The following is a 12851-nucleotide window of genomic DNA, read 5'->3' on the forward strand; positions in this document are numbered from 1 at the left end:
TAGATGCCCGCAAGTAACATTCAAGAAGATTTCTTGCTCATTTGCTTACTCTGTAATAAATCATGCCGAGAAAATATGATTTGGGGTCCATTTCAGATGGCGAAGGACAAAAAACAATCACGACCAAAGGCCGAAACTCCTAAAGGTTTTCGTGACTATTTTGATCAAGAAGTTTCTGAAAGAAACGAGATGCTGCAGCAGGTTGCGCGAGTCTACCATCATCACGGCTTTGATGCACTGGAAACATCAGCAGTTGAAAACGTTGACGCGCTGGGGAAGTTTTTACCAGATGTCGATCGACCAAATGACGGAGTATTTGCGTGGCAAGAAGATGACAATTCATGGCTCGCGTTACGTTATGACTTAACTGCTCCTCTTGCTCGTGTTTATGCCCAATACAGAAATGAATTACCCAACCCGTATCGTAGGTATGCAATGGGACCTGTTTGGAGGAATGAAAAACCAGGGCCGGGGCGTTTTAGACAGTTCTATCAATGTGATGCAGATACAATTGGAGCTTCAAATGTATCGGCGGATGCTGAAGTTTGTGCAATGTTGGCAGATGCCTTAGAAGAGGTCGGGATACCTTTTGGCGATTATATGGTGCGGATAAATAATCGAAAAATTCTTAATGGTGTCTTGGAAATGATCGGGCTTGAAAATCAGGCAGAGCGCCTTGCAGTGTTAAGGGTTATTGATAAATTTGATAAGGTTGGCGTTCAGGGAGTAGAAGAACTTTTAGGCTCTGGTAGATTGGATGCTTCAGGGGCATATATTGATGGTGTCGGGCTGTCAAAAGATCAAGCTGCGCCTGTTGTTGCATTTCTTACTGCAAAGGGTGACACAAATGAAAAAACACTTTTGAATTTACGGGACGTGGTTGGGAATTCGAGTACTGGTCTCGAGGGTATATCAGAATTGGATATGATGGCCGAATTTCTAACTGTAGGCGATTATACCTCTAAACGGGTTCAGCTGGACCCATCTGTTGTAAGAGGTTTGGAGTATTATACGGGTCCGGTATTTGAGGCAGAGTTAACATTCGAGATATATGACAAAAAGGGAAGAAAAAGACAATTTGGCTCTGTTGCAGGTGGAGGGCGATACGATGACTTAGTTAAACGCTTCACTGGGCAAACTATTCCAGCGACTGGCGTTTCTATTGGGGTAGATAGACTTATGGCTGCACTGCGGGATAAAGCAGGATCTAGAATTGATACAATTGGGCCAGTTGTTGTAACGGTTATGGATCGAGAAAGGCTCAATGATTACATACGTATCGTGTCAGAATTAAGGTCTGCTGGTATTCGTGCAGAAATGTATTTCGGAAACCCGAAGAATTTTGGCAACCAATTGAAGTATGCTGACAAACGGCGTTCACCCCTGGCCATCATAGAGGGCAGTGAGGAAAGAGATAAGGGCCTTATCCAAATTAAAGACTTAATATTGGGCACGCAACTTGCCAAAAGCGCCACCTTGGAAGAATGGAAGGAAAGGCCAAGTCAATTTACTGTGCCCAGAAACGAAATGGTTTCTACGGTGCAAGAGATGCTGAAAGCTTTGAAAAAGTGAATGAGCAGAAACAGATAGAAATTGAAGCAGACCGGATTTTACGGTTATTTTCGAATTCAGGAGCAAAAATAGTACAGCCGACTATTTTGCAGCAGGCCGATACTTTGCTGGATTTATATGGTGAGGATATCCGGGCACGTGCGTATGTTACAAGTGATCCCTTTAATGGTGAGATGATGTTGCGGCCTGATTTTACAGTACCTATTGTAAAAGCCCACATGAACGATTTATCAGGGAATGAAACTGCCCGTTATGCTTACTGTGGTAAGGTATTTCGACGGCAGGAAAAAAACTCTGATCGAGCGAGTGAATATTTGCAGGTAGGTTATGAGATTTTCGATCGCACAGACGTGATCCAATCTGATGCGGATGCTTTTTGTAGAATAAAAAATGCTTTGAGCGATTTGCCTCTCAAAGTTGCTACCGGTGATATTGGTATACTAATGGCTGCTGTATCTGGTTTGAAAACGACCGATAGACGCAAAAAATCTCTGTTGCGCCATATATGGCGCCCTCAAAGATTTAAAACTATTTTAGAAAAATTTACGGATGAAGTGAGCTTATCAACTAAACGATTTGATAGTTTTGACGAAGAAAAAAGTTTTGAGAACCAAGCTAAAGAAATTGGCTTAAGAAGCAAGTCTGAGATAATTGAGCGTATTGAAAGTTTACGGCAAGATAGTAAAGTATCTCCAATTTCTAAGACAGAGTTGGGGTTAATAAATTCATTGCTTAATATTGGCGACAAATGTCCTCAAGCATTAACTGAGCTTAAAAATCTATTACCTGATATGCCTGCTCTTCAGAGTGCTATCGAAAAATTTGAAAAACGACTGACAGCCCTGGATCATGCTAATGTTAATCTATCTTCAATTGATTTTGAGGCAAGCTACGGTAGGACTTCTATGGAATATTACGATGGATTTGTTTTTGGCTTTTACTCGGATAGCTACGCTGATCTTCCTCCAATAGCTACAGGTGGAAGATACGATGCTCTAACCAAGCATATTGGTAAGGGTCGAGAGATTCCTGCCGTTGGAGGTGTAGTCCGACCGGATTTAATAGTGAAATCGAAGGGTTTTGAAACCAATGGTTAAGCTAGGTGTGCCTTCGAAAGGAAGATTGATGGAGGAGACTTTTTCCTGGTTTGACTCGCGTGGGGTGCATCTAGAGCGTACGGAGTCTAAAAGGGAATATGCAGGATACGTTAAAGGTATACAGGGCATAGAACTTTTACTTCTGTCAGCGAGTGAAATTCCCACAGAGTTAAATGAGGGTCGAATTCACTTTGGTGTCACTGGATCAGATTTAGTATGTGAAAAAGTACCCAATTGGGGTCAAAATTTAGAAGCCATAAAGTATCTGGGCTTTGGCTTTGCAGATCTTGTACTGTCTGTGCCGAAATTCTGGATAGATGTAGATACTCTAGATGATCTTGATTCTGCAGCCGAAGCTTTTCGAGAGAAACATGGGTTTCGTTTGCGTATCGCTACTAAGTACCATTACCTTGCTCGAGAGTTTTTAAAGTCAGCGGGTGTAGCTGATTATCAACTTGTTGATAGCCAGGGAGCCACCGAGGGTACTGTGAAAAATGAGACGGCTGAAGCTATAGCTGACATAACTTCTACTGGAGAAACATTAAAAGCAAACCACTTGAAAATTTTAGATGATGGGCTGATTCATAGCTCTGAAGCCACTTTGTTCAAGTCTAAGTCCGCATTTTTTAGTGAGAAACAAAGAGCTGCCGCAAGTACTTTTTTGACACTTATTTTAAGTGACTAAATAACACCAATTTTTGCCAACTCACCAGCTAATTCAGGTGGAAGTTCATCGTCCGAGTCACGGTGCATCCCTAAATCAGGAGGTGTCTTGTCTATTTTAAGGTATCTCCATCCTTGGAACGGTTTTTTTACTACTGGGCTTGTTCTGGTGTATTTAGGTTCAAGTACTATTGCACATTTTCTAATACCATCTTTTCTAACTACTTCATCAAAACGGATAATTTTCTGGCGACATTGAATAACTCCTTTTATAACCCAGTAAATTGATCCGCCTGCAAGTAATTCTTGTTCGCGCTTGGGCCACATTCTAGTGACATGCCGAGGAAGTCCATCTTTGCCTTGAGCTGCCCTTGTCGATTGCCACTTTTGCAAATCGCCGATACTGGATGTTCCTACACTCAATTTCACTAGGTGTATAGTTGCGGTCATGCTAGTGCCTTAATTGTCTTATAAATATCTTCAATTCTGGTGTGTTGACGCAAATCTAGTTAACAGCTAGATTGTTGTACCTTATTTTTTGTATCTAACAACCTAGTGCTGCATAAAGGATTTTAAATGTCAGATTTTCCGATGGCAATCTCTCAGCAAATTTGGGATATGAAATATAGATTGAAGGACCAAAATGGAATGTTTCTTGAGCAAACAGTTCAAGACACCTGGCGTCGCATAGCCAAAGCTTTATCAAAAGTAGAAACCGAACCCAAAAAATGGGAAACTATTTTTTACAATGCTTTGACCGATTTTAAATTCTTGCCTGCGGGTAGAATAACAGCTGGATCGGGAACAAAACGCAATGTGACACTATTCAATTGCTTCGTAATGGGAGTGATACCTGATAGCATGAGTGGCATTTTTGATATGCTGAAAGAAGCCGCTTTGACTATGCAACAGGGTGGGGGAATAGGATATGATTTCAGTACTATCAGGCCAAAAGGTTCGCTCGTAAAAGGTATTGCCGCTGATGCATCTGGGCCCGTTTCATTCATGGATGTTTGGGATTCTATGTGCAGGACTATTATGTCAGCAGGTTCGCGGCGTGGTGCCATGATGGCGACAATGAGGTGTAATCATCCTGATATTGAAGAATTTATCGCTGCAAAGTCAGATTCACAAAAACTAAGAATGTTTAACTTATCTGTATTAGTAACTGATGCATTTATGGAGGCAGTGAAAAAGGGCGAAGACTGGGAGCTAATCTATAATAATAAAGTTTATAGTGTTATAAAAGCAGCTGATCTTTGGGATCAAATTATGCGGGCGACGTACGATTTTGCGGAGCCGGGCGTCATTTTTATTGATCGAATAAATGAGACAAACAATTTAAGTTATTGTGAAACGATAACGGCAACAAACCCCTGTGGGGAGCAGCCTCTACCTCCTTACGGGGCATGTTTACTGGGTTCAATTAACTTGGCCAAACTAGTTGAGCATCCATTTGATAAAAATGCGTATTTGGATGTTTATCAGCTAGAAGATTTAGTTTCTACGGCCGTTCGCATGATGGATAATGTTATTGAAGTATCTCAATTTCCGCTTGAAGCACAAAAGTTGGAGGCTAAAAACAAACGTCGTATTGGGTTGGGTGTGACTGGCCTTGCTGATGCTTTGTTGATGGTCGGTTTGCGTTATGGCTCTGATGAAGCAGTCAAAAAAACAGAAAAGTGGATGAAAACGATAGCCCGTTCAGCCTACAATGCTTCAATAAACTTAGCTGAAGAAAAGGGAGCGTTTCCACTTTTTGATCCCGAGCAGTTCATAGTTTCAGGCAACATGATCCAGATGGATGAAGATGTTAAAAAAGCGGTCAATAAATTTGGGATCAGAAATGCCCTTCTAACATCAATTGCACCAACTGGTACCATCTCGTTATATGCTGGGAATGTCAGCTCTGGTATAGAACCTGTTTTTGCATACAGTTATACGCGAAAAGTTTTGCAAAACGATGGCTCTCATGTTGAGGAAGAAGTTGTAGATTATGCAGTTCAATTGTGGAGGGATAAATTTGGTAATGCACCATTGCCAGACTTTTTCGTCAGCGCTCAAAATTTGACCCCCGCAGATCATGTTAAAATGCAGGCTGCTGCCCAAAAGTGGGTTGATAGCTCAATATCTAAAACTATAAATTGCCCAGAAGATATAAGTTTTGATGACTTTAAAGAGGTGTATATTCAAGCTTATGATACCGGTTGCAAAGGTTGTACGACCTATAGGCCTAACGAGGTAACAGGATCAGTTCTATCAGCTGCGTCGGAAGAAAAATTGGCGTCTGATCAAGAGGCAAATGGAGATATCATCTATATGTCTGAGCCTCTTGATCGGCCCAGCACTTTGGATGGAAATACATACAAGTTAAAGTGGCCAGATAGTCAACATGCAATTTACGTTACCATCAATGATATAATTGTTAACGATAAGAGGCGTCCATTTGAAGTTTTTATAAACTCTAAAAATATGGAGCATTTTGCTTGGACAGTTGGTTTAACGCGAATGATCTCTGCAGTGTTTCGAAGGGGAGGTGATGTTTCCTTTGTTGTCGATGAGTTAAAGGCAGTATTTGATCCCAGAGGTGGTGCATGGGTAGGTGGAAAATACATTCCTTCAATTTTGGCAGCCATTGGCGGAATTCTGGAAGAACATATGATGAAGATTGGGTTTATCAAAGACTCTGATACAAGTCTTTTTCATAAAAGTAGTGAAGTAACTAAGGTGGAAAATCTCAAATTAAGCCGACAAAAATCCTGTACGTCATGTGGTCAGTTCGATCTTCAGATGATCGAAGGGTGTATGACTTGTCGGAGCTGTGGTTACTCAAAGTGTGGGTAATACCAACAGGGTAGTTAAAAGAATTCAGAATGACTGAGAATATTACCAAGCTTGATGAGCTAAAAGAGTTAGCCGATCGTACGGACAACGATGACAAATCAAGATTTTTATTTTATGAGGCTCTACTTGATACTGAATTATATTTATTACTGGAGAAAGAGATTGAAGGCGGCATAGCTTGTCCAAATTTAATTGAAACGCCTGAAGATAAATATGCATTAGTTTTTGATACCATTTCTAGGTTAGTTGACTTTACTGGAAATAGCTCCCCCTATCTTGCACTAACGGGGCGAATGGTTTTACCAATGTTGAAAGAGCAAAAGCTTGGCTTGGGATTAAACTTAAATTTGGCTGTTTCTTCAGAGATACTGCTCAGCAGTAACGATATTGATTGGTTGCAAAATATTGTCGAGCAATCCCCAAAAAGATTAAGCGATAAGATAACTAAGTTTAGCAAACCAAGTATACCATTCGTAGTAAGGAATTCATTAAATAATAAATTAAGTGACTTATCTAAATTTGTTCCCGAGGCATGGATTGTTGAAGTAATCTATCAAAGTGGTTATAAGTCGCAACTTATTGTATTTGTTGATATAAATCAAAAGATGCATGCTGTAATAGCTAAAGTAGTAAATGAAGTAGTTAACTTTACATTGTACGATGAGAAACCAATTGATGTTATTTTCCTGAACGTTGACAGCCCAAATTTAAAAAAAATCAGAAAGATTGGTATCTCGTTAAATTTTGAAAAAGATTTAGAAGAAGAAAGTGCTTCATTTGAGCCAGCTATAGACTTAAAAGAAAATCTAAAACCACCACGGCTCAAGTGACTTTTTTAGGGAGTAGGCAACTAAAACTAGGCTTTTGTACGTTTACTGAGTGGGTCGTATAAAGGTTTAAGCGACGCTTTCGCCGCGCAAATAGTACCTGAGACATCTATTTCAAATTTTGATGATAGAAGTTCTTCTGGACTTTCATTTTTACAAGGTACGTATCCCATACCGATTGCTCCACCTAGTTTATGCCCATAATTACCTGAACTGATATAACCTACAATTTCGCCATCTCTCATTATTGGTTCGTTGTGATATAATAGAGGCTCAGGGTCTGTAAGTTGGAATTGAACCAGTCTCTTTTCTAAGCCGCATTCTTTCTTATCAAACACAGCTTTTTTGCCTATAAAATCCGGTTTGGCAGTATCCACTGCAAAACCCAACCCGGCTTCAAGGACATGGTCTTCACATGTAATATCATGCCCAAAATGTCGATAAGCTTTTTCTATCCTACAGCTGTCCATCATGTGCATTCCACATAACTTTAAATTATGTTCTGATCCAGCATCAAATATCGTCTCAAAAATATGACCGCATTGATCACTACTAATGTATAGCTCCCATCCAAGTTCGCCCACATAAGAAACCCTATGGGCACGGGCTTGTCCCATTCCTATTTCAATCAATTGTGCAGTGCCAAAAGGGTTCGTTTCATTCTCAAAATTATTTGGAGAAACACTATTTAGTAAAGCTCTTGACGCTGGTCCCATTAATGCAAGAACTCCTTCTGCGGCAGTAACGTCTGTAATAACTACGCTATAGTCCTTTTGATTCCTACGCAGCCAAGTTTCATCAGCAAGTCGAGTAGCAGCAGGTGTTACGATCAAATACGTGGTCTCACTTAGTCTAGTCACAGTAACATCTGCTTCTATACCGCCTTTTGAATTCAAAAATTGGGTATATACTATTTTACCTATGTCGACAGATAAGTTTGCACCGCATAAATAATTTAGAAAACTTTCGGCATCTTTACCCTCTACTTGTATTTTTCCGAAGGTAGACATATCATATAGACCAACATTCTCCCTCACAGCCATGTGCTCTCTAGCTGAATTTTCAAACCAATTCTGGCGTTTCCAACTATAACGATATTCATCACTTTGCCCAGTGTTAGAGAACCAATTTGCACGTTCCCAACCAGCTACTTCTCCGAAGACAGCGCCTTTGGACTTCAGATGCTCATGAAAAGGCGTTCGTCTGACACCTCGGGCACTTTCCTTTTGTCTAAAAGGGAAGTGATCAGCATACAGCAGACCAAGTGTTTCTTTTGACCGTTCAAATAAATATTTTTTATTTCCTTGAAAAGGTTGCATACGACTTATATCAACATCGCCCAAGTCGAATGGTTTTTCTTTATCTTGCATCCATTGTGCGAGTGCCATTCCCGCACCTCCGGCGGATTGTATACCTATTGAATTAAATCCTGCTGCTACCCAAACATTTTCCATTTCAGGTGAGCGACCAAGGTGGTAAGCATCGTCCGGTGTGAAACTCTCTGGCCCATTAAAAAACGTATGAATTCCAGCTTTCTCAAGCATAGGAACTCTATTTACAGCCATTTCCAAAATTGGTTCAAAATGTTCGAAATCTTCAGGAAGTTGGTCAAACTCAAAATCTTTGGGTATTCCAGACATACCCCAAGGCTTCGCATTAGGTTCAAATGCCCCAAGCAGCATTTTGCCGGCATCTTCTTTGTAATAAGCGCATTCATCCGGGACTCTAAGCACCGGAAGTTGAGTTAATTCTGCTATTGGTTCAGTAACTATATAAAAATGCTCACATGCATGAAGTGGAATATTTGTACCTAACATTTTGCCGACGCTGTGACCCCACATTCCAGCACAATTTACTATTTCTTCACAGGAGATCCGGCCACTCTCACCATGCCGGTTAGTCCATTCAACACCAGTTACTTTATTCTGATTTTTAAATATTTTCGTTGCAGTAACTCCTTCGTAAATTTTAGCACCTTCCTGCCGTGCACCTTTGGCAAGAGCCAAAGCAATATTTGCGGGATCTCCTTGTCCGTCTTTCCCTAGAAAGACCCCACCCACTACCCTTTCTAGATTAATGTGAGGATACCTATTTTTGATTTCGCGCGGAGAAATTTCTTCCACATCAACCCCAAAAGCCCTAGCCATAGCTGCAGAGCGTTTCAATTCTTCCATTCTCTCGTTTGTAAGAGCAACACTAATTGAACCCACTCTTTTAAAACCCGTTGACACACCGGTTTCTTTTTCAAGATCAAAGTATAATTCTTGTGTGTACTTTGCTAATTTTGTCATATTAGCACTGGCTCTTAATTGGCCTATCAACCCTGCAGCATGCCACGTTGTTCCAGAAGTGAGTTGTTTGCGCTCCAACAAAACTATATCACTCCAGCCTAATTTACTCAAATGGTAGGCTACTGAACATCCAATGACGCCGCCGCCTATGATAATAACTTTGGCTTTATCCTGTATCATCGTCCTCTAATGCCCTTATATAATTTGAAATCCTAATTCATGGATCTTCTTTGCGATCTTCGAGATATGAGTGGGGCCAATTTCGCAGCATCCGCCAACGATAGTGGCGCCATTCCTGACCCAATCAATAACAAAATTACTATACTCCTCCGGTCCCAAGTCTTTACGAGCTGCCAACGCATCAACTGTTGGTCTCTCTGTTAGAAACCCTTTTGATATTTTGGAAAATCCATTCGCATACGCTCCAAAGGGTTTATTCATTTTGGAAATGATAGGTAATGCATTATCTACTGCTTCTGGCGGGGAGCAGTTGATGAGAACTGCTTCAACTGAATGATCGTTGATAATAGGCTCTATATCTTTTAGGTTTTCGCCTGATCGTAGTTTTGTGCCATCTTGATCGTCTACACTAAAAGATATCCAAACCGGCTTGTTCTCTTTATCTGTCGATGCCAAAACCCCTTTGGCTTGTTTTAAAGAAGAGACCGTTTCAACTAATAATATATCTACCTTAGGGGCAATATTTGCAATCTTCTCATCATATATTTTTGATGCTTCATCTATTGCAGGGCAGAGGTCAGGTCGGTATGACGCTATTAAAGGGCCAATTGAACCTGCAACTCGACCACTTCCAAAATTATTACGGGCATTGCAGGCGGCTTCTACTGAAGAGTTCCATAAATTATGTACTTCATGCTCCAGGTTGAAGTGCTTTAAACGGTCTCGGAGTACTGTGTAGCTGTTTGTTGTGGCAATAGTTGCCCCAGCTTCAAAGTAAGCACTATGGATATTCGATACCATTTCTGGATTTTTTAACATAATTTCTGTCGACCATAACGGTGTTGGTTTTTTACCAAATTTTTTAACTAATTCTTGTCCGACTGATCCATCAAGAAGTGTTATCGCTTCTTTCATGCGCGCAATCTTTCGTTCATTGGATCCCAGATTGACCCTTCTGGTTGGACAGTAGCTTTATGACGGTCTCCAAAAATCTCTATTTCAATTTCTGTTCCTGCCGAAGCCAAATCACTCCTTATCATTCCAAGAGCAATTGAAGAATTCGTGCGATAGCCCCATGCGCCAGATGTCGTCTCTCCCACAATTTGATCATTTTTCCATAGAGTAGACATATATGGAGCGTCACATTTTCCCGCCTCTACTATTAGTGATACAAACTGTTTTTTACTTCCGTGCTGTCTTTCTATCTCTAAAGCTGCTTTTCCTGGAAAACCCTCTTTTTTATCGAACTTAATAAATCTCGACAAACCAGCCTCTAACAGGCTGTAATCTGTTGATAAGTCTCCTTTCCAAGCTCGATATCCCTTTTCTATGCGAAGAGAATTTAAAGCCCACATGCCAAACGGCTTTGCGCCTGCATCACTAATTTTTTTGTAGAGAGTTGAAATATTTTCGACATCAGTGTGAATTTCCCAACCTAATTCTCCCGCAAAACTAACACGCATCAAATGACAAGGCTTCCCGCATACTTTTGCTTTATGATGGCTTAACCAAGGAAGGTATAGATCTGCGTCAGTACCAATTTTTTCAAGTAGATTACGAGACTTTGGCCCTGTAACTATCAAAGTGCTAAGTTTCTCAGTTGTGTCTGTTACGGATATATTTAAAGAAGATGCTTTGTTAATTATTTCCCAATCATGCCATTGAGCCGAAGCGGCTGTTATGAGAGTAAATTTTTCCTCAGAGTGTCGAATGATTGACATTTCAGTTAATATGCGACCTCTTGTATCTGCAAAATATGCTAAATTAAGACGTCCAATTTTTGGCAATGATCCTGCAATTCTTCCTCGAAGCCATGCTGCAGTTCCTTTCCCTTCAATATCAAAGCGGCTGAAGCCAGGTAGGTCCAAAACACCTACTTCATCTCTTACGGCATAACATTCCTCTTTAATTCGTTGCTCCCACGGGCCATTACGTTCCCATGTTTGCGTTGTCTTTTCGGAAATATCGTCAGTGCTATGAGCAAACCAGTTTGCACGCTCCCAACCATTGTACGCACCCATTTGACCACCTTTTTTTACTATTTGGTCATGCGCTGGTGAAAGTTTTTTATTCCTTCCTGCTGGCCATTCATGGCACGGGAAATGCATAGCATATTCATGTCCATAAATTTCCATGCCCTTAGCAACACAATAATCATGATCTGTATAATTTGTGTAACGCCGCGGATCACATGACCACATGTCCCATTCTGTTTCGCCCTCAATTAGCCACTCGGATAAAACTTTTCCTGCCCCACCGGCTTGAGCGATCCCAAAAGTAAATACACATGCTTCAAATGCATTCGGTACGCCAGGCATTGGACCTATCAAAGGAAGTCCATCTGGTGCATACGGGATTGGTCCATTTATAACTTTGCTAACCCCCGCTTCACCCAACAGAGGCACTCTAGCTAATGCATCTTCGATGTACCATTCCAATCGATCTAGATCATCGGGGTACAACTGAAAACTAAAATCTTCCGGCATTGGGTCGTCGGGTTGCGCCCAGTGGGCTCTACAAGTTCGCTCATAGGGACCAAGGTTGAAACCAAATTTTTCTTGGCGAAGATAATAGCTACTATCAACATCACGAAGCAGTGGAAGTTTGTGTTGCATTTCAGTGGACCAATCTTTTATGGCCTCAACTTCCTCAAATAATAGGTACTGATGGCTCATAACCATCATAGGGACAGTTCTTCCTCCGTATGGGATGAACCATTCTCCAATCCTTTGAGCGTAGTAACCCGCTGCATTAACGACATACTCGCATCGAATATCTCCTTTTGTTGTATGAATAATCCATTCATCATTTTTTCTGCTGACGCCAGTTGCTGAACAAAAGCGGATTATTTCTGAGCCTAAGTCTCGCGCGCCCTTCGCTAACGCCTGTGTTAACTGCGCTGGATCAATATCCCCATCACTAGGATCGTAAAGAGCTCCTTTCAGGTCATGAGTTTCAATAAATGGGTATTTATTTTTGATTTCGTCTAAACCAAGGATATTCAGATCCATACCTTGATATTGTCCCATTCCTTTTGCACGCTCAAATTCTTGCATCCGTTCTTTGGAATGACCAAGCCTTATTGATCCGGTCATATGATAATTCATCGGGTAGTCTACTTCTTGCGCCAATCCACTATATAATTCAGTTGAATAACGCTGCATATTCATTATTGACCAACTTGTGGAAAATGTTGGTACGTTTCCTGCCGCATGCCACGTAGAACCAGCTGTTAGTTCATTTTTTTCAATAAGTATACAGTCAGTCCACCCTGCTTTAGCGAGATGAAAAAGTGCTGAGGCTCCTACAGCACCACCGCCTATTATTACCACTCTTGCAGATTTTGGAAATTCAGACATTTTTATCTCCTTAGAAAC

9 protein-coding genes are annotated in these 12851 nt (G+C 41.0%); 5 read left to right on the forward strand and 4 right to left on the reverse strand.

Features of this window, described 5'->3' with window-relative positions:
• Positions 1 to 96 precede the first annotated feature (96 nt).
• Genes hisS through hisG form a run of 3 tightly spaced genes read left to right on the forward strand, consistent with a single transcriptional unit; the run spans position 97 to position 3354 of the window.
• The gene (hisS, locus tag ACTF5Q_RS02525) at positions 97 to 1572 is read left to right on the forward strand and encodes a histidine--tRNA ligase (protein WP_438953315.1); all 1476 of its coding nucleotides are present in this window, start codon (positions 97 to 99) and stop codon (positions 1570 to 1572) included.
• Positions 1485 to 2669, forward strand: coding sequence for an ATP phosphoribosyltransferase regulatory subunit (locus ACTF5Q_RS02530; protein ID WP_438953130.1), 1185 nt, complete (start codon positions 1485 to 1487; stop codon positions 2667 to 2669). The genes hisS and ACTF5Q_RS02530 overlap by 88 nt, the downstream gene beginning before the upstream one ends.
• A 28-nt stretch (positions 2670 to 2697) precedes the next feature.
• Positions 2698 to 3354 (forward strand): ATP phosphoribosyltransferase, encoded by a 657-nt coding sequence (gene hisG / locus ACTF5Q_RS02535; RefSeq protein ID WP_438953131.1) that lies wholly within the window; start codon positions 2698 to 2700, stop codon positions 3352 to 3354.
• Here the strand turns inward: hisG and ACTF5Q_RS02540 are convergent.
• On the reverse strand, positions 3351 to 3782 hold the full coding sequence (locus tag ACTF5Q_RS02540; protein ID WP_438953132.1) for a DUF1489 family protein: 432 nt from the start codon (positions 3780 to 3782) through the stop codon (positions 3351 to 3353). The genes hisG and ACTF5Q_RS02540 overlap by 4 nt on opposite strands.
• Positions 3783 to 3908: 126 nt before the next feature.
• Between ACTF5Q_RS02540 and ACTF5Q_RS02545 the strand changes: the two genes are divergently transcribed.
• Complete coding sequence (locus tag ACTF5Q_RS02545; RefSeq protein ID WP_438953133.1) at positions 3909 to 6176, forward strand: adenosylcobalamin-dependent ribonucleoside-diphosphate reductase; 2268 nt, start codon at positions 3909 to 3911, stop codon at positions 6174 to 6176.
• 29 nt (positions 6177 to 6205) lie between these two features.
• Positions 6206 to 7006 (forward strand): hypothetical protein, encoded by an 801-nt coding sequence (locus ACTF5Q_RS02550; protein ID WP_438953134.1) that lies wholly within the window; start codon positions 6206 to 6208, stop codon positions 7004 to 7006.
• A gap of 26 nt (positions 7007 to 7032) precedes the next feature.
• Here the strand turns inward: ACTF5Q_RS02550 and ACTF5Q_RS02555 are convergent, their stop codons facing one another.
• Genes ACTF5Q_RS02555 through ACTF5Q_RS02565 form a run of 3 tightly spaced genes read right to left on the reverse strand, consistent with a single transcriptional unit; the run spans position 7033 to position 12833 of the window.
• Positions 7033 to 9474, reverse strand: coding sequence for a GcvT family protein (locus ACTF5Q_RS02555; protein WP_438953135.1), 2442 nt, complete (start codon positions 9472 to 9474; stop codon positions 7033 to 7035).
• 15 nt (positions 9475 to 9489) lie between these two features.
• Positions 9490 to 10389, reverse strand: coding sequence for a homocysteine S-methyltransferase family protein (locus ACTF5Q_RS02560; RefSeq protein WP_438953136.1), 900 nt, complete (start codon positions 10387 to 10389; stop codon positions 9490 to 9492).
• The gene (locus ACTF5Q_RS02565) at positions 10386 to 12833 is read right to left on the reverse strand and encodes a GcvT family protein (RefSeq protein ID WP_438953137.1); all 2448 of its coding nucleotides are present in this window, start codon (positions 12831 to 12833) and stop codon (positions 10386 to 10388) included. The genes ACTF5Q_RS02560 and ACTF5Q_RS02565 overlap by 4 nt, the downstream gene beginning before the upstream one ends.
• Positions 12834 to 12851: the final 18 nt, after the last annotated feature.

It is taken from the genome of Candidatus Salinivivens marinus (assembly GCF_965655845.1).
In the GTDB taxonomy this organism is placed as follows: domain Bacteria; phylum Pseudomonadota; class Alphaproteobacteria; order Rhodobacterales; family Rhodobacteraceae; genus Salinivivens; species Salinivivens marinus.